This is a genomic window from Mesorhizobium sp. M0496, from assembly GCF_040321205.1.
Classification (GTDB): Bacteria; Pseudomonadota; Alphaproteobacteria; order Rhizobiales; family Rhizobiaceae; genus Mesorhizobium.
Genome location: NZ_JAMYRC010000027.1, coordinates 51,875 through 68,548 on the forward strand (window position 1 = coordinate 51,875; position 16,674 = coordinate 68,548).

Here is a 16,674-nt window from a genome sequence, read left to right on the forward strand (position 1 = left end):
CGGGCCAAAACAGCAGGATTTGCATATGGGCGACGCCGTTCAGCAATTTTTCGCGGTCAAGGCGAATATCGCCGCAGCGGAGCAGGAGGCCGGACGCGATGCCGGCGCTGTGACGCTGGTCGCGGTCTCCAAGACCTTTGACGCCGCCGACATAGACCCGGTCATCAAGGCCGGCCAGCGCGTCTTCGGCGAAAACCGCGTGCAGGAGGCGCAAGGCAAATGGCCGGCCTTGAAGGACGCATTTCCGGATATCGAACTGCATCTGATCGGTCCGTTGCAGTCGAACAAGGCCAAGGAAGCGGTGGCGCTGTTCGACGTCATCGAGACGGTCGATCGCGAGAAGATCGCCGCCGAACTCGCCAAGGAGATCACAAGGCAGAGCCGCGCCCCAAAACTCTACGTCCAGGTCAACACCGGTTCCGAACCGCAGAAGGCCGGCATCGAGCCACGCGACGCGGTGGCCTTTGTCGCCCGTTGCCGCGATGTCCATGGCCTCGCCATCGAAGGCCTGATGTGCATCCCGCCGGCCGATGAGAATCCCGGTCCCCACTTCGCCTTGCTGGAAAAGCTTGGGCATGAGGCGGGCGTCGCCAGACTGTCGATGGGCATGTCCGGCGACTACGAGACGGCGATCGCCTTCGGCGCCACCAGCGTCCGGGTCGGTTCGGCGATTTTCGGCAGTCGATAGCCATTGATAGCGGCAGTTCGAATGCAGCATTTCTTGCTGCCTCAACGCAACAATGCTCTAGCCAAGCTAGCTAGGACGCACTCTCATGAACTGGCATCTTCAGGACGCAAAGAACAATTTTTCCAAGGTGGTTCAACTAGCGCGCAGCGAGGGACCACAGACGGTGACCCTGCGCGGCGAGCGTGCCGCGGTGGTGCTCTCTGCGGAAGACTACGACCGCTTGGCCGGAAAGAAGAAAAGCCTTGCCGAATATCTTTTGACTGGCCCGGTCTGGGACGATGATTTCGCCAAGGAGGTCAACCGTCGCTCGGATACCATGATCCGGGATGTCGATCTCTGATGTATCTGCTCGACACGAACATCGTTTCGGACGTGGCGGCTACCCAAGCCGACTGAATGGCTTACTTCGGTGGATCCGACATCGGTGAGCCTCAGCGTCATTACCCTTGGCGAGATCGAGCGTGGGATCGTCAAGCTACGCAAGGTCGATTCCGAAAAGGCAACGCGCCTCGATTTGTGGCTACGGGAGCTGCGGCGGACAACGCCGACCGCATTCTTGCCGTTACGGAAGATGTCGCGTTGGCCTGGGGGCGCGTCACTGCTGGTCGTACACGGGGCAGCGCCGACACGCTCATCGCGGCAACCGCGCTTGTCCATGACCTCATTCTCGTGACCCGCAATGTTGCCGACTTTGATGATACCGGCGTGACGGTCTTCAATCCCTGGGTGATCTGACCCGTCCCACATTGCCACAAACCCCGGAGGTTGGATGCGGCAGCCGCGTCATAGCATCGCATTGCGATGCCGCGCCCCCTCCCTACCTCCGTCGGAGACCTTGAGCGACCGTCATGGCCGTTCCTTTGCAATGTCGAAGGAGGGCATCATGAACAACGAATACCTTTCCCACAAACAACCCCGTGACCGGCCTCACAACCGACATGTCTCCGACCGTCTGCATCCAGACATCTATAGTGCGATGGCTGGGCTTGCCGGGTGGTACGCATTGTCCGCTTGGGTAGGCTTCGGCGGCAGCAGCTACGCCGATTATCTTCTCGTCGTCATGACCGGCTTCCTTGTTATCGCGGTGGCATTGCCGGCCCTCGCCGGGCATGTCTGGCATCGGCATCGCCCGTGGACACCCGCGAGCATCGGCAGCTTCGAGGATTGGATCGCCGGCGAATTCGATCTCGGCCAGGGCAACCGCGTTGCCTCCAAGAGAGCGCTGCTCGAAATTCTGCTGCCGCTTGCCGCCGTCGCCTTCGGCATGACAGCCTTCGCGATCGTGGCGCTACTGGCCAGCTGACCGTCGGCACGTCCACGCGTCGGCCAGATGAGAAATTCTTTGGGCCAACACTGGAAACGAAACGTACCGTTCCTATTTGTTTTGCGTCGTCACAAACTCTGGAGCCTCCACCATGCGTTATAACCAGCTTGGAAATACGGGGATGTTCGTCTCCGAACTCTGCCTCGGCACCATGACCTTCGGTGCTGCCGGCGAAAATGCCCAATGGGGTCTGATCGCCAGCCTCGATCAGAAGGGCGTCAACGAGATCGTCGCCCGTTCGCTCGCTGCCGGGATCAATTTCTTCGATACCGCCGACGTCTACTCCTTTGGCGAGTCCGAACGGCTGCTCGGCCAGTCGCTCAGGGACCTTGGCGTCGACAGGCAGAATGTGGTTATCGCCACCAAGGTCCACGGCGCCATAGGCGACGGCCCCAACCAGCGCGGCTCGTCGCGCGGCCACATCATGGATTCGGTCGATGCCAGTTTGGAGCGGCTGCAGCTCGATCATATCGATCTCTATCAGCTGCACGGCACCGACACGGTGACGCCGATCGACGAGACGTTGCGGGCGCTCGACGATCTCGTTGCCAGTGGCAAAGTCCGCTATGTCGGCGTCTCCAACTGGGCGGCATGGCGCATCGCCAAAGCGCTGGGCATCACTGAGCGCAAGGGTTTTGCCCGTTTCGAGACCGTCCAGTCCTACTATTCGATCGCCGGCCGCGACCTTGAGCGCGAAATCGTGCCGCTGCTCAATGAGGAGAAGCTCGGCCTGATGGTGTGGTCGCCGATGGCCGGCGGCCTGCTGTCCGGCAAATACGGCCCCGGCGCGCCGGGCAATGGCGAGGGCCGCCGCGCTGCCTTCAACTTCCCGCCGGTCAATGAGGACCGTGCCTGGGCGGCTGTCGCCGTCATGCGCGAAATCGCCAAAAAGCACGATGTGAGTGTCGCCACGGTGGCGCTCGGCTACGTCCTGGCCAAGCCCTTCGTGATGAGCGTCATCATCGGCGCCAGCCGCATGGAGCAACTGGAGCAGAACCTTGCCGCGACTGAATTGAAGCTCGACACCGACGATCTCGTCCGCCTCGACGAAGTCAGCGCCCTGCCGGCCGAATATCCCGGCTGGATGCTGGAGCGTCAGGCTGCCGGCCGGCGCCCGGCGCCGTTCACGCCGAAGGCATAGGCTCCGCCAGCGCAGACATCTCGGGAGCCCGTCGGCTCCCGAGAGCCTTGTCAGGTCAGCCGCACGCTCTCCCCCAGAAAATCGAGAAAGGCGCGCACCCGCGCCGGCAGATGTCGGCCCTGGCCGACATAGACAGCGTGGGTGGGCTCCTCGTCGCCGGGATTGAATACCTCCAGCAGCGACGCCAGCCGGCCGGCGGCGATATCGGCGGCGACATGCCAGAACGCCAGCCGGGCGATGCCCGCGCCCGCCAGCGCCATCAGTCGCATCGCCTCGCCATCGCTGACCAGCATGTTGCCGGTGATCGGAACCACGATGGCGCGGCCTTCCGCGTCGAGGAACGGCCAGCCATCGACATGCCGCACGAATCCAAAGCCCATGCGGTTGTGCCTGTCGAGATCGGCCGGTGTCAGCGGCGTGCCGTACGTTTCGAGGTACGAGGGCGAGGCAACGACGACCACGGGGCTTTGCCCGAGCTTGCGCGCCACCAGCCGTGACTCACTCAACGGCCCGGCACGGATAGCCACATCGGCGCGTTCCGCCATCAGGTCGATGACGCTGTCGGTCAGCACCAGATCGACCGAAATCTCGGGGTAGCGTTCGAGGAAGCGCGGCAGAAGCGGGATCAGCCGGTGCACCCCGAAGGGCACGTAGCTGTTGACGCGCAGCCGTCCGCGCGGTGCTGCACCCGCCGCGGCCTCCTGTTCGGCCGCCACCATGTCGGCGAGGATGCGCAGGCCGCTTTCGTAGAACGCGGTGCCTTCCGGTGTCAGTTGCAGTTTTCGTGTTGAACGACTGACCAGCCGCGCGCCAAGCCGGGCCTCCAGCCGCGCGATCAGCTTGCTCACCGCCGACGGCGTCATGCGCAACGCGCGTGCCGCGGAGGAGAAGCTGCCATCCTCGACGACGCGCACGAACACTTCAATTTCGCCGGAGCGATTGATGTCGGACCTGGCCATTTGTGAATCTATTTCACAGAAAATGTGCCCAAGGCAAGTCTGGTTCACAATGCATGGCGGCACGATCTTTCGGGCCGGGGCGCGGGACGGCGCTCTTCGTCATCGAAGTGGAAACCGCCATGCCTCTTGCCCTCTACGCCCTCGCCGCCGGTGCCTTCGGCATTGGCGTCACCGAATTTGTCATCATGGGTCTGCTGCTCGATGTCAGCAAGGACCTCGGCGTCTCGATCTCGGCCGCCGGCCAGCTCATTTCGGGCTATGCGCTCGGCGTCGTCATCGGCGCGCCCCTGCTGACCATCGCCACCGGCAACTGGCCGCGCAAGACCGTCCTTCTGGCGCTGATGGCGATCTTCACGCTTGGCAATCTCGCCTGTGCGCTGGCGCCCGACTACTGGACGCTGATGGGCGCCCGCATCATCACCGCCTTCGCCCATGGCACCTTCTTCGGCGTCGGCTCTGTCGTCGCCACCGGGCTGGTCGCACCCAACAAGAAGGCCTCGGCGATCGCGCTGATGTTCACCGGCCTGACCATCGCCAACATCCTCGGCGTCCCCTTCGGCACCTGGCTTGGCCAGGCCTTTGGCTGGCGGGCGACCTTCTGGGCGGTGACATTGGTCGGTCTGGCGGCCTTCGCCGTCATCATGGCTCTGGTGCCACGCAGCCAGACGGCGCCCGAAAAGAGCGACCTGCGCGCCGATCTCGCCGTCTTGCGCCGCATGCCCGTCCTGCTTGGTCTTGCCACCACCGTGCTCGGCTATGCCGGTGTCTTCGCCGTCTTCACTTACATCGCTCCGGTGTTGACGCAGATCAGCGGTTTCCAGGAAGCGGCCGTGTCGCCGATCCTGCTCGTCTTCGGCGGCGGTCTCATCGCCGGCAATTTGCTTGGCGGCAAGGTCGCCGACCGTTGGCTGGTGCCGGCCGTGCTGGGCAGTCTCGTGGTGCTGGCCCTGGTGCTCGCCACCATGACCTTCGCCATCCACAGCCAGGTGATGGCCGTCATCTATGTCGGCCTGCTCGGTGCCGCCGCCTTCGCCACCGTGGCACCGCTGCAGATGTGGGTGCTGGACAAGGCGCAAGGTGCGGGCCAGAGCCTCGCCTCGTCTTTCAACATCGCCGCCTTCAATCTCGGCAACGCCGCCGGCGCCTGGCTTGGTGGCGCGGTCATTGCCCATGGCCTCGGCCTTGGTGCACTCACCTGGGTCGCAGCCCTGCTGCCGCTCGCGGCACTCGCAGTGGCCGGACTGGCGCTGCGCCTCGATCGCACCGCCACGCTCGGCACGCCTGCCTCCGTACGGCCATGAGTATCTGAACCGGATCGCTTTCGACACACTTCTTCCACACCACCAGGAGCTAAAAAAATGGACTATCGACGTCTCGGTGCATCGGGCCTGAAAGTGCCGGCACTCTCATTTGGCGCGGGAACCTTTGGCGGTTCCGGCCCGCTGTTCAGCGCCTGGGGCAACAGCGATGCCAGGGAAGCGCGGCGGCTGATCGACATCTGCCTGGAGGCTGGCGTCAATTTATTCGACACCGCCGACGTCTATTCGAACGGCGCGTCGGAAGAGGTGCTTGGCGAAGCCATAAAAGGCCGCCGCGACGCCGTGCTGATCTCGACCAAGACCTCGCTGCCGATGGGCGACGGCCCTGCCGATTACGGCTCGTCGCGTTCACGGCTGATCAAATCCGTGGACGATGCGCTGAGGCGCCTCTGCACCGACTACATCGACCTTTTGCAGATGCATGCCTTCGATGCAGGTACGCCTGTCGAGGAGGTTCTGTCGACGCTGGACGTACTCGTACGCGCAGGCAAGCTGCGTTATGTCGGCGTCTCCAACTTTTCCGGCTGGCAAGTGATGAAGTCGCTGGGAGAAGCCGGCAAGCACGGCCATCCGCGCTATGTCGCGCATCAGGTCTACTACTCGCTGGTCGGCCGAGACTATGAGTGGGAACTGATGCCGCTCGGTCTCGACCAGGGCGTCGGCGCGCTGGTGTGGAGCCCGCTCGGATGGGGCCGCCTGACCGGCAAGATCCGCCGCGGCCAGCCTTTGCCCGAAAAGAGCCGGCTGCACGACACAGCGAGCTTCGGGCCGCCGGTCGAGGACGAGCATCTCTATAGGGTCATGGATGCTCTGGACGCGGTGGCCCAGGAAACCGGCAAGACCGTGCCGCAGATCGCCATCAACTGGCTGCTGCAGCGCCCGACCGTATCATCCGTCATCATCGGCGCCCGCAACGAGGAGCAACTGCGCCAGAACCTCGGCGCCATTGGCTGGAATTTGACCCCGGAGCAGATGAAAAAGCTAGACGCGGCGAGCGAAGTCACCGCGCCCTACCCGTATTTCCCCTATCGCCGCCAGAAAGGTTTCGCCCGGCTCAACCCGCCAGCGGTGTGAGCGCTGGTGCTGAAGCTGCCGATCTCCCCTTGCGGGGGAGATCGGCTGTGCCAGTCCCTCAGTGCAGCACGAACTCGCCGTCGACCTTGCGCCATTCGTTCGGCGCGATCAGCTTCTGGTGCGTGTAGCTGATCGAATGCAGTGGCCCGTCGAGCTCTGCTCTCCAGAATTCGATGAACTTGATCAGCACCGGAAACTTCGGCGCCAGATCGTAATCCTGCCAGATGAAGCTCTGCAGCAGATGCGGGTGGTCCGGAAAATGATAGAGAATCTTGGCCGTGGTCAGGCCATAGCCTTTGAGCATCAGGTCCATTTCGGAATGGTCGCGCATGGCAGTCCCCCTTGGGCGGTCCCTGGTTGAGTCTCCCTTCCTCCCAACGTCAGAGTGTGCGCGCCGTTGCTTAACTGTCTATTGATTTTTCCTGATCGAGAACGGGTTTTCCGCGCGAAAACATGCAGTTAGCAGCGAGCCGGCTTGAGTGCTGACACGACAGTGCCGTGCGTCCCCTTGGACGCGTAAAGACGCAATAGCATTTTTGATTTGGCGCATGATCCCTTCCGAAAATCGAATCCGATTTTCGGGGTCATGCGCTGCCGGGGAAACACCTGCGGCATCCCGCCGCGCGAATCCAACGTCTAATGTTGCGATGACGGACGAACTGGTAATAATGCCGCCGAATTCGCGGCAGCTTTGCCGCGATCCCGCTGGCGTTTCAAGCCGGCGGATCGGTTTGGGAGGAAAGTGAAGAAATGTCCGAGGTTCATGTCCATCGCGTCCAGCCGGCGTGGAAGAAAAATGCGCTGATCGACAATGAAACCTACCTGAAATGGTATGCCGACAGCGTCAAGAACCCGGACAAGTTCTGGGGCAAGCACGGCAAGCGCATCGACTGGTTCAAGCCCTACAGCAAGGTCAAGAACACCTCCTTCGACGGCAAGGTCTCGATCAAATGGTTCGAGGACGGGCTGACCAACGTCTCGGTCAACTGCATCGACCGGCACCTGAAGAAGCGTGGCAACCAGACGGCCATCGTCTGGGAAGGCGACAATCCGTACGACGACAAGAAGATCACCTACAACGAGCTCTACGAGCATGTCTGCCGGCTCGCCAATGTGATGAAGAAGCACGGCGTCAAGAAGGGCGACCGCGTCACCATCTACATGCCGATGATCCCGGAAGCCGCCTATGCGATGCTGGCCTGCACGCGCATCGGCGCCATCCACTCCATCGTCTTCGGCGGTTTTTCGCCGGATGCGCTGGCCGGTCGCATCGACGATTGCAAGTCGACCTTCGTCATCACCGCCGACGAGGGGCTGCGTGGCGGCAAGCCGATCCCGTTGAAGGAAAACACCGACAAGGCGATCGAGATCGCCGCGAAAGCCGGGACGAAAGTCGAAAAGGTGGTGGTCGTGCGCCGCACCGGCGGCAAGACCGGCTGGGTGGCCGGACGCGACGTCTGGTACCATGACGAGGTCGCGACGGTTAGGCCTGAGTGCAAGCCGGAGAAGATGAAGGCCGAGGATCCGCTGTTCATCCTCTACACGTCGGGCTCGACCGGCAAGCCGAAGGGCGTGCTGCACACCACCGCCGGCTATCTCGTCTACGTCTCGATGACGCACCAATATGTCTTCGACTACCATGACGGCGACATCTACTGGTGCACCGCCGATGTCGGCTGGGTGACCGGCCACAGCTACATCGTCTACGGCCCGCTCGCCAACGGCGGCACCACGCTGATGTTCGAAGGCGTGCCGAACTATCCGTCGCAGTCGCGCTTCTGGGACGTCATCGACAAGCACAAGGTCAACATCTTCTACACCGCGCCGACGGCGCTGCGCGCCCTGATGGGCGCCGGCGACGCGCATGTCACGAAGACGTCGCGCAAGTCGCTGCGCGTGCTGGGTTCGGTCGGCGAACCGATCAATCCGGAAGCCTGGGAGTGGTATTTCAACATCGTCGGCAACGGCAAGGTGCCGATCGTCGACACATGGTGGCAGACCGAGACCGGCGGCATCCTGATCACGCCGCTGCCGGGCGCCACTGACCTCAAGGCAGGTTCGGCGACGCGGCCCTTCTTCGGCATCAAGCCGCAGCTGGTCGACGGCGAAGGCAGGGTGCTGGAGGGTGCCTCTGACGGCAATCTCTGCATCGCCGATTCCTGGCCCGGCCAGATGCGCACCGTCTATGGCGACCATGATCGCTTCATGCAGACCTATTTTTCGACCTACAAGGGCAAGTACTTCACCGGCGACGGCTGCCGCCGCGACGCCGACGGCTACTACTGGATCACCGGCCGCGTCGACGACGTCATCAACGTCTCCGGCCATCGCATGGGCACGGCGGAAGTCGAATCCGCACTGGTCAGCCACGATAAGGTCTCGGAAGCCGCCGTCGTCGGCTATCCGCACGACATCAAGGGCCAGGGCATATACTGCTATGTTACGCTGATGGCCGGCGAACAGCCGAGCGAGGAATTACGCAAGGAGCTGATCGCCCATGTCCGCAAGGAGATCGGCGCCATCGCTTCGCCCGACAAGATCCAGTTCGCGCCCGGCCTGCCGAAGACGCGCTCGGGCAAGATCATGCGCCGCATCCTGCGCAAGATCGCCGAGGATGATTTTTCGGCACTCGGCGACACCTCGACGCTGGCTGACCCGGCTGTCGTCGACGACCTGATCGCCAACCGGCAGAATAAGAAGGCTTGATGCAAACCAGGACTGCACTGGGTTCCGTCACCGAGCTCTGGCGCTATCCGGCGAGTTCGCTCGCCGGCGAGCGGCTCGATGCGATCCTTGTCGGCTCGGAAAGCATCGACGGCGACCGCCTGTTCGGCCTTGTTGACGTGTCCGACAATGAAATCGCACGACCGGATCGCGAGGCGAAATGGCACAAGGTGCCGCGCATCCGGACCCGGCTGTCTTCTGCCCGCGAACTCGAGATCGCCGTCCCGGACGGCGATTGGCTGGCTGCGCCGGGTATCGAGAGCGACCGCGCGGCGTCGGCCTATCTTGGCTTCGGGGTCTCGATCCGGCCGTTTCGCCGGGAGAACGCCGCCTCTGGCTATTCCGGCCCGCTGACGGTGGAACGCTATCGCAAGGCCCCGATCCATCTTCTGACCACGGCGTCGCTGGCACGCCTGAAGGCGCTGCATCCGGAAGGGGCCGCCGACCCACGCCGCTTCCGCCCCAACATCGTCGTCGAGATGGAGGCAATCGAAGGGTCGTTTCCGGAGACGGAATGGATCGGCCGCAAGCTTGCCGTCGGTGATCTCCTGCTGACCATCTCCGAGCCGTGCCGCCGCTGCGGCTTCACCATCATCGCCCAGGATGGCTTCGACCACGATCCGGCGATCCTGCGCAATCTGGTTCGACACAACGCGCACAATCTCGGCGTCTATTGCACGGTCGATCGGCCGGCCGGCGTCGAGGTCGGCGACACGATGCGCTTCCTGTAAGCTATCGGTACAGATCCGCTCGCGTCGGCGGCAGGCCGCTCGGGCCACGCGCCCGCTTGGTGACGACGGTCTGGAAAATCTGTGCCGAGGCGCGTTCGAAGGTGATCGAACAGCCGGTCAGGTAAAGCAGCCACAGGCGTGCCCTCGGTTCGCCCACCTCGGCGATTGCTTCACCAAAGCGTGCGTGCAGGCGCTCGGCCCACAGCTTGCAGGTGCGGGCATAGTGCTCGCGCAGGTTCTCGACATCATAGACGAGAAAACCGTGCGCCTCGAGATTGCCGAGCGTCATGCCGATGGTATCGAGTTCGCCGCCGGGGAAGATGTATTTGATCAGCGCCTTGTATTCCGGCCCCTTGCGCAAGGTTTTTTTCATATCGCCCTTGCTGCGCCTTGTGATGGCGTGATGCAGATAAATGCCGCCCGGTTTGAGCAGGCGATGGACGGTCGAGAAATAGGCGGCATGGTTGGCAAGGCCGAGATGCTCGAACATGCCGATTGACGATATCTTGTCGAACGAGCCGGAGAGTTCGGCATAGGATTTTATCTCGATGGTGATGCGATCCTCCAGCCCTTCCGCGCGGATGCGCTCACGGGCAAGATTGGTCTGCGCCTCCGACAGCGAGACACCATGGCCGATGACGCCATAGTTCTTCACGGCATGGATGAGCATCGCTCCCCAGCCACAGCCGATATCGAGCAGTCTTTCTCCGGGCTTCAGCCGGAGCTTGCGACAGATATGGTCGAGCTTGTCGATCTGCGCTTGATCGATGCTGTTGGCGGAATCCTTGAAGTAGCCGCAGCTATAGACCATGCGCTCGTCGAGGAAGAGCCGATAGAAAGCGTTCGAAATGTCATAGTGATGCTGGATCGCTTCCTGGCTCGAACCGCTGACGAAGGGATTGCGTCCCGAAAGATCGGTCCGCGCCGTCATCTGTTTCCTTGAAAACAGCACCGACGGCAGGTCACGCAGGATCGCCAGCTTCGGCAATGTCTTCAGCTTCGTCCTGAGTTTACCTTGCGAAGGCAAGGCATAGAAATCGAACAGTGATCCCTCTTCGATGTCGACGGTCTTGGAAATCCACATCTCGATCAGCGTCGACAGGGACGGTCGCTTCACGATCTGCCAGACGATGTCCTGGTCGTTGATGGTGAGTACCGGACCAGTGGCGGGGCCGATCCGCTCCCCGGTCCACAGCCTGACCGCAAAGCCTGGCTTCAATGTTTCGATCACCGTTCGAACGATGCGAGCGGCCTTTTCGGCTGCCTCCATGCGATTCCTCCCGAATGCTGGCCCCGGGCAGGAGTTTGCCCGGCCGGCCTGGCAATCGCAAGCCGGCTCGCCCGTTGGCTAATTTCAGACCTGCACCTTGTCTTTTGCTGCAATGCACCCCATCATTGTGGGGTGTTCAACGAATCGAAAGGAGGTGATCCGATGTCGAGTGATTTCGTTTTCCAGAACGTGGCCTCAGCGGATTGCACTTTCGGGAAGCAGTCTTCCCGTTAAGGCGCGAAATGCGCGGCGGGTGACCTGATAGGTCGCCGCCATGGGCCGCGCCACGGACGGAAACACGGAAGGCCGTCGGCTTCGAAAGAAGAGGCGGCCTTTTCCGTTTGGGTCGAGCCCTACTTCGTCAGTGCTAGGGTTTCTATGTTGCGGGCGATCGTCTGAAAGGCCGCATCCAATTCGATACCGCTGGCAGCTTGGTAGAAGTGCTTGACCGAACCGGTATCGGGGCTGGCACAGGTCTGCAGTGTCGTGGCTGCATTGGCCTCGTCGAGTTTGAAACCGATCGTGAATATCTCTATGCCTTTGTCGCGCATGGCGGCGCAGAGTTTCGTCGCCGCCATGCGGGTCGTTTCTTTGCCCGCATCATTATAAACCCCGTCGACGTTGCTCGCATCGAAATAGGACAGGTTGAATTCGCCGTCCGTCATGAGGATCGCGTACTTGCCAACTTTCTTCGGGTCGGCCTGGGCTGGTCGCTGCGAAGCATTAAGCACGCTGCCCCAGCTTTCCGAGAGCATGTACCAGGTCCATTGGACGCCGATATGGCCGGCCGTGCCGCCCGAAGCGACAAGATCCTTGATGACATTTTTGAGCGTGGCGGCGTCGGCTGTCAAAGGCACGAGCGCTGCGACCGGGCAAGCGGCCGTGCGTGTGTTCGCGGCAAAGCCCGACAGCAGATAGTCGCGATTGACCATGCTGGAATCAGGACCCGCGTCGGAATATTGATCGGCGCCCTTGCGTTCGGTGGCGCAATTGTCCGGGCGCGGCGATGCCGAAGCAAGCTGAGCGCTTGTATTGCCAGGCGCCTGTTTGCGCTGGCTGGCGTTGGTTTCGACATAGACGCTGCTGGCCGCAAGCTGACCGGCATTGACCGAATTGGCATAGGGCACGATCGAAACGCGGACCCGTGGCTTGCTCGGAGCCTGGCCGCCCAGGAAGCTGTCCACCGCATTGGCCGCGGCGGTCCTCAGGTCTTTGATTTTTTGGCCGGCCATGGATCCGGTCACATCGAGCATCATCGCCACTTCGATGGTCTTGTCCGAATAAAGCGATGTCGTCGTGGCGGCGACGCGTCTCGTATCGCTCATGCCGAAAATCGGGAAGAACAAGGCAACATCGACATGGGCATCCACTTGGACCGTCTTGGCGGTCTTGTCGACGATCAGCCGGTCAAGGACGACTTGGCCAGCTTGTAGAATTCCGGCGGTATCGTTGGCGTCGAGAAAAGCCTTCACCGAATTGTTGGCATCGGCTTCCTTGATGGCACCGGTCGTCAGGTCGCGCGCCGTCGACGTGACCGCGGCGTCGACCACGCCCTGGAGGCTCGATCTGGCATTGTACAGCTGCGAGACGTTGACGGAAAAGCCAACGCCCAGCGCCAAGACCGAGGCAGCAAGGCCGAACAGGACTGCGAAATTTCCACCGCGATCTCTGGCGAAAACGCCGACCGCGTGAACAAGACCCCCGTAATTCCGCATCCTACAGCCTCCGCTTGCCTCGGCCTCGTCGCCGCAGACAAGGCAATGCAGGATTCCAGCCGGATGACGCCGTTTGGCCGCCGAAAGCACGCCGCCCTTCAGCAATACATTGTTTTTGCTTGATTTCGTCCTTTGCGAAGGTGAATGACTGGTAAACAGAAAAACGCCGCCGCGGCTGCGTTTACGAGCTGGTTACCATGCTCAAGACGAAGCAATCGAAGAAAGCTCAACGACGTCCTGTTGCGGCACAGGGCCTGTGTGCCGAAGCGGATCATGTTTCTGGAACAGTTGCGTCGGTAGGCCTCGCGACTAGGCCAGCATCTGCGCGCTGACGGTCCTGTCGATGCCGTGATAGGGCGGGTTGAACAGATTGCCTTCCTGTTCGTAGGTCCACACCTTGAACAGGCTGAGCCGGTGCGGGCCGAAGCTGTGCAGCAGCGGCACGTCGGTGGCGTCGCGGCCGCGCGCGATGACGACGCGGCCGATCCTCGGCCTGTTGTGGCGGGGATCGAACGTGTACCACTTGCCGTCGAGGAACACTTCCAGCCATGCCGAGAAATCCATCGGCGCCGGATCGATCGGCACGCCGATGTCGCCGAGATAGCCGTTCACATAGCGCGCAGGAATGTTCATGCAGCGGCACAGCGTGATCGCCAGATGGGCGTAGTCGCGGCAGACGCCGACGCGCTCCTCATGCGCCTGCGCCGCGGTGCGGGTCGGGCGCGCATAGCCATAGCCGAACGACAGCCGGTTGTGGACATAGTCGACGATCGCCTGCACCCGCGCCCAGCCGGGCGGGAGATGGCCGAACAGTTGCCAGGCCAGGTCACTGAGATGGTCTGTCTCGCAATAGCGGCTGCCCAGGAGATAACCGAGCACCTCGTCGGGCAGGTCCGCCACCGGCACTTCCCTGGCCAGCGCGTTGACCTCATCCGTCTCGCCGCTGTCCTCGACGACCGCATCGTAGAGGATGCGAAAGCTCCCGGCTGGCGCCGTGAAGCGGCGGCAGGCATTGCCGTGCAGATCGTGGTAGAGTCTGGTCGGCACGGTAGGCGATGTCAGCACCCGCGTCTGCCGCTTGATGTCGGCTTGCCTGTCCTTGTGTATCTCGAGCACCGAAATCACCGGAGTGCCTGCTATGCATTCGATGGCGATTTCGTAGCCGAGCCGGATCAGCATCGCAGTCCCCCTCGATTATCGCGGAAAGCAGTTTGTTGAAACGCGACAGAACGGGCTGTGGTTCCCTTGGGACGTCGCCTTTTCAACAAAAACAGCCAGCTAGCGAATGGTTCACCCAACCATTTTCCTCGTATGCTTTCATATTCGGTGGCGAACCTACTGACCAAGACTTGGAATGAGGTCCGCCCGACGAGGCCGCGCCAGCGGTCGAGGTGACCGCGTCGCAGTATTTCGAGGAATGTCGCCGACGGCACGAAGAACTAAAGTGCCGGTGATGGCGCTGCTGAAATCCAATAATCGGTCGTAATTGCCTGACGGCCGGCCTGACGAACATGTTCTCGAGCATTTTGCTCTATTCTGCGCGGCGATCGGGCGTAGCCGATGAAATAGGTAACTGTGTGAACGTCAGGCTTTGGCGCGGCGCGTCATAAGGTGTCCGCCAAGCATGAATTTCTTCGCTTATGGGTGCCGCTGTTATGAATATGGTGACGGTTGACCGTGGAGCCCTGTGACCTAGCTTAGAGTTCAGGATGGACCGTCCACAGCCGGAAATGGTGGAACGGTACGCACCGTGTGAGATTTCTCGGAACGTTGAGATGCAGAGGCACTGCGCTGGCGGGACCTCGAAGCAAGTGACAACTTCGCGAGCGATCCAAAGCTTAGCCAGCGCCAAGGTGAGGGCCAAAACACCGCTTCACGAGCTTAAGAATACACCCAAGACCGCAAGGGCACGCCAATGCCAAATCTTGCTGAGATTTACGCAAACGAGGTAGATATCGCCGTCCTGGGCGGGATAGCAATACTTGCATCAGTGGGCATCTATCTTGTGCTCCGGCGCATCGCTATCGGAGTGCAAAGGCGTCGCATAAAACCAGATGCCGACCTGAGCGAAGGCATCCCTTATCCTCCCGGGGAGGCTTCTTGGGACTGGCAATGCCCGGTCGACCCTGCAACCGGGCGTGCATCTTCTTCTCAGGTTGCAGCTCTCTCAGACACGGCAGACCTGAATGTTCGGCCTCAGAATGCCAATTACCGTCAGTTCGGGGTGCGGGTCGAACATTTCGACGCAAGTTCCGAAGCTTGCGAGCGCTCGTCAGTGACCACCGCGACGGCCTCACCCTCTCACGTTCCCAGGCCGATCGGTCTTGTACTCCGTTTGGGCGTCGCCGCAATCTGTCTGGCCGTGCCGCTTGGCTATGCGATGACGAGACAAAACTGGATCGAAAGAGCCCCCGCCATTTCGCAGGCGCAAGGCTCCGCCCATCCGGAACCTTCGCGATCCTTCGAGCTTCCGGCGAGTGCTGCGCTAGGCATGCATAGACCAGCCCAGGGAGACGGGCGCACGAATGTCGAATTGCTCAATCCGGATCTTAGGGTAGCTCGGGCGCAAGTCGGGGCAGTTCGTGCTCAAGCAGCCGCTGCCAGGGAATTGGCCCGCCAGGAGCAGGGGGCGGCGGAAGGCGAGCGCGCAAGGAGCGCCGCTCTGCAGAAAGCGCTCCTCGCGTCAAGCAAGCCGATCGACGCGCTGAGGGCAACCATGGCAGCCGCCGACAACGCACGCGAGGAGCGATTGCGCAACGAACTCGCGGCAGCTCGAACCCTTGACGCACTTCGACGCATTGCGGGAGATGCCCGCACGCTGCTGCGCGAGACCGCCAACTATGTTTTTGTGGAGATGCCCGCTGCTCATCTGGAGCGTCAGCGAACGGAGTGGCTGGCGCGCGAGCTATCGCGAGCGCGGGCGCAAATCGAACAGCTTGAGATCGAGACCGCCAAGGATCGCACCAAGGCCAAGGTTTCGCTGGCGCAAGCGAGCGGAATGCTCGATGACGAGCGCCGGAAGTCTGCGGACCTTCGTGGCGATCTCGCCAAAGTCGAACTGTCCAATGCCGCGCTCGTGGAGCGCGCGGACGCGGCTGAGCAGGAACGGACCGCTGCTGTCAAAGCGAGACAGCGTGCCGAACAGACTGCAGCCGAGACGGCGCAGGCTCTGGCACGAGAACGCGCTGCAGCAGTCTCGATCCATGAGGATCTCGACAGAACTCGCCGCGAGCGCGACGCCGCCCGAGCACTCGTGGCAGGGGTCGCCGGCTTGAAGACGGCTCTGGACAAGCAACGCGAAGCCGCTGCTTCTCTTGCCCGCGACCTAGCCACCGCGCGTGCCGACAATGACAGGCTCAGGACTGAGCGCCCCAGCGCGCAGGTCGAACCGTCGCCGAGGCCGCGTTCTGCCCGCGCAGCAGCCGCGACCGGCCAAGTGAAGGCTGTCAGCCAGAAGACTGCACGCAGCAAGGTTCGCAATCCGTCCCGGACGACCCGCGTGCGTTCTATCACACTTCCCTATTCGCTCAGGCCGATACAGACGACATTGGAGTGATTTCCAAAACGACTGCGCGATCCCTCTTTAAGGCCCCGATTATTGAGGTCATAGCCTCGCGCCCTCCGTTAGGCCGGGATGAATCATCTCTTTCGAATTCGTCCTGCTCCCCTCGGCGAGGAGTCTGCGCGATGCGCTATGTCAGTCCGATCACGCTGCCTGTCGCATTCAAT

14 protein-coding genes and 1 pseudogene are annotated in these 16,674 nt (G+C 62.0%); 10 read left to right on the forward strand and 5 right to left on the reverse strand.

Features of this window, described 5'->3' with window-relative positions; translation table 11 throughout:
• Window positions 1-25 precede the first annotated feature (25 nt).
• The 5 genes and pseudogenes from NKI73_RS21520 to NKI73_RS21540 all read left to right on the forward strand — a co-directional run bounded on the left by NKI73_RS21520 (window position 26) and on the right by NKI73_RS21540 (window position 3,153).
• Complete coding sequence (locus NKI73_RS21520; protein ID WP_352632900.1) at window positions 26-688, forward strand: YggS family pyridoxal phosphate-dependent enzyme; 663 nt, start codon at window positions 26-28, stop codon at window positions 686-688.
• Window positions 689-773: 85 nt separating this feature from the next.
• Complete coding sequence (locus tag NKI73_RS21525; protein ID WP_352632901.1) at window positions 774-1,028, forward strand: type II toxin-antitoxin system Phd/YefM family antitoxin; 255 nt, start codon at window positions 774-776, stop codon at window positions 1,026-1,028.
• A pseudogene (locus NKI73_RS21530) lies at window positions 1,028-1,423 on the forward strand (type II toxin-antitoxin system VapC family toxin). The gene NKI73_RS21525 and the pseudogene NKI73_RS21530 overlap by 1 nt, the downstream one beginning before the upstream one ends.
• Before the next feature lie 130 nt (window positions 1,424-1,553).
• A complete protein-coding gene (locus tag NKI73_RS21535) occupies window positions 1,554-1,991 on the forward strand; it encodes a hypothetical protein (protein WP_352632902.1) in 438 nt (145 codons plus the stop codon).
• A 112-nt stretch (window positions 1,992-2,103) separates the two neighbouring features.
• Entirely contained in the window at window positions 2,104-3,153 is a 1,050-nt protein-coding gene (locus NKI73_RS21540) for an aldo/keto reductase (RefSeq protein ID WP_352632903.1), read from the forward strand.
• A 50-nt stretch (window positions 3,154-3,203) separates the two neighbouring features.
• Here the strand turns inward: NKI73_RS21540 and NKI73_RS21545 are convergent, their stop codons facing one another.
• Window positions 3,204-4,112, reverse strand: a complete 909-nt coding sequence (locus NKI73_RS21545) for a LysR family transcriptional regulator (protein ID WP_352632904.1) — start codon at window positions 4,110-4,112, stop codon at window positions 3,204-3,206.
• Window positions 4,113-4,231: 119 nt separating this feature from the next.
• Between NKI73_RS21545 and NKI73_RS21550 the strand changes: the two genes are divergently transcribed.
• Together NKI73_RS21550 and NKI73_RS21555 are read left to right on the forward strand one after the other, a co-directional pair.
• The gene (locus NKI73_RS21550) at window positions 4,232-5,413 is read left to right on the forward strand and encodes an MFS transporter (protein WP_352632936.1); all 1,182 of its coding nucleotides are present in this window, start codon (window positions 4,232-4,234) and stop codon (window positions 5,411-5,413) included.
• Between the two features lie 57 nt (window positions 5,414-5,470).
• Entirely contained in the window at window positions 5,471-6,505 is a 1,035-nt protein-coding gene (locus NKI73_RS21555; protein ID WP_352632905.1) for an aldo/keto reductase, read from the forward strand.
• Window positions 6,506-6,563: 58 nt separating this feature from the next.
• Here the strand turns inward: NKI73_RS21555 and NKI73_RS21560 are convergent, their stop codons facing one another.
• Window positions 6,564-6,836: an usg protein gene (locus NKI73_RS21560; protein ID WP_352632906.1), complete on the reverse strand. Its 273-nt coding sequence runs from the start codon at window positions 6,834-6,836 to the stop codon at window positions 6,564-6,566.
• A 419-nt stretch (window positions 6,837-7,255) separates the two neighbouring features.
• Between NKI73_RS21560 and acs the strand changes: the two genes are divergently transcribed.
• Window positions 7,256-9,211 (forward strand): acetate--CoA ligase, encoded by a 1,956-nt coding sequence (gene acs / locus NKI73_RS21565; protein WP_352632907.1) that lies wholly within the window; start codon window positions 7,256-7,258, stop codon window positions 9,209-9,211.
• Window positions 9,211-9,960, forward strand: coding sequence for an MOSC domain-containing protein (locus NKI73_RS21570; protein WP_352632908.1), 750 nt, complete (start codon window positions 9,211-9,213; stop codon window positions 9,958-9,960). The genes acs and NKI73_RS21570 overlap by 1 nt, the downstream gene beginning before the upstream one ends.
• Window position 9,961: 1 nt before the next feature.
• Here the strand turns inward: NKI73_RS21570 and NKI73_RS21575 are convergent, their stop codons facing one another.
• From NKI73_RS21575 to NKI73_RS21585, 3 genes are all read right to left on the reverse strand, one after another.
• The gene (locus tag NKI73_RS21575) at window positions 9,962-11,230 is read right to left on the reverse strand and encodes a class I SAM-dependent methyltransferase (RefSeq protein ID WP_352632909.1); all 1,269 of its coding nucleotides are present in this window, start codon (window positions 11,228-11,230) and stop codon (window positions 9,962-9,964) included.
• Window positions 11,231-11,583: 353 nt separating this feature from the next.
• On the reverse strand, window positions 11,584-12,945 hold the full coding sequence (locus NKI73_RS21580) for a pilus assembly protein TadG-related protein (protein ID WP_352632910.1): 1,362 nt from the start codon (window positions 12,943-12,945) through the stop codon (window positions 11,584-11,586).
• Window positions 12,946-13,254: 309 nt separating this feature from the next.
• Complete coding sequence (locus NKI73_RS21585; RefSeq protein WP_352632911.1) at window positions 13,255-14,124, reverse strand: transglutaminase-like domain-containing protein; 870 nt, start codon at window positions 14,122-14,124, stop codon at window positions 13,255-13,257.
• A gap of 736 nt (window positions 14,125-14,860) precedes the next feature.
• Here NKI73_RS21585 and NKI73_RS21590 point away from each other — a divergent pair.
• Window positions 14,861-16,501, forward strand: coding sequence for a coiled-coil domain-containing protein (locus tag NKI73_RS21590; protein WP_352632912.1), 1,641 nt, complete (start codon window positions 14,861-14,863; stop codon window positions 16,499-16,501).
• The last annotated feature ends 173 nt before the right edge of the window (window positions 16,502-16,674 follow it).

Coding starts and splice junctions, on each gene's coding strand:
- NKI73_RS21520 (WP_352632900.1), top strand. CDS start 26: ATGGGCGACGCCGTTCAGCAATTTTTCGCGGTCAAGGCGAATATCGCC.
- NKI73_RS21525 (WP_352632901.1), top strand. CDS start 774: ATGAACTGGCATCTTCAGGACGCAAAGAACAATTTTTCCAAGGTGGTT.
- NKI73_RS21535 (WP_352632902.1), top strand. CDS start 1,554: ATGTCGAAGGAGGGCATCATGAACAACGAATACCTTTCCCACAAACAA.
- NKI73_RS21540 (WP_352632903.1), top strand. CDS start 2,104: ATGCGTTATAACCAGCTTGGAAATACGGGGATGTTCGTCTCCGAACTC.
- NKI73_RS21545 (WP_352632904.1), bottom strand. CDS start 4,112: ATGGCCAGGTCCGACATCAATCGCTCCGGCGAAATTGAAGTGTTCGTG.
- NKI73_RS21550 (WP_352632936.1), top strand. CDS start 4,232: ATGCCTCTTGCCCTCTACGCCCTCGCCGCCGGTGCCTTCGGCATTGGC.
- NKI73_RS21555 (WP_352632905.1), top strand. CDS start 5,471: ATGGACTATCGACGTCTCGGTGCATCGGGCCTGAAAGTGCCGGCACTC.
- NKI73_RS21560 (WP_352632906.1), bottom strand. CDS start 6,836: ATGCGCGACCATTCCGAAATGGACCTGATGCTCAAAGGCTATGGCCTG.
- acs (WP_352632907.1), top strand. CDS start 7,256: ATGTCCGAGGTTCATGTCCATCGCGTCCAGCCGGCGTGGAAGAAAAAT.
- NKI73_RS21570 (WP_352632908.1), top strand. CDS start 9,211: ATGCAAACCAGGACTGCACTGGGTTCCGTCACCGAGCTCTGGCGCTAT.
- NKI73_RS21575 (WP_352632909.1), bottom strand. CDS start 11,230: ATGGAGGCAGCCGAAAAGGCCGCTCGCATCGTTCGAACGGTGATCGAA.
- NKI73_RS21580 (WP_352632910.1), bottom strand. CDS start 12,945: ATGCGGAATTACGGGGGTCTTGTTCACGCGGTCGGCGTTTTCGCCAGA.
- NKI73_RS21585 (WP_352632911.1), bottom strand. CDS start 14,124: ATGCTGATCCGGCTCGGCTACGAAATCGCCATCGAATGCATAGCAGGC.
- NKI73_RS21590 (WP_352632912.1), top strand. CDS start 14,861: ATGCCAAATCTTGCTGAGATTTACGCAAACGAGGTAGATATCGCCGTC.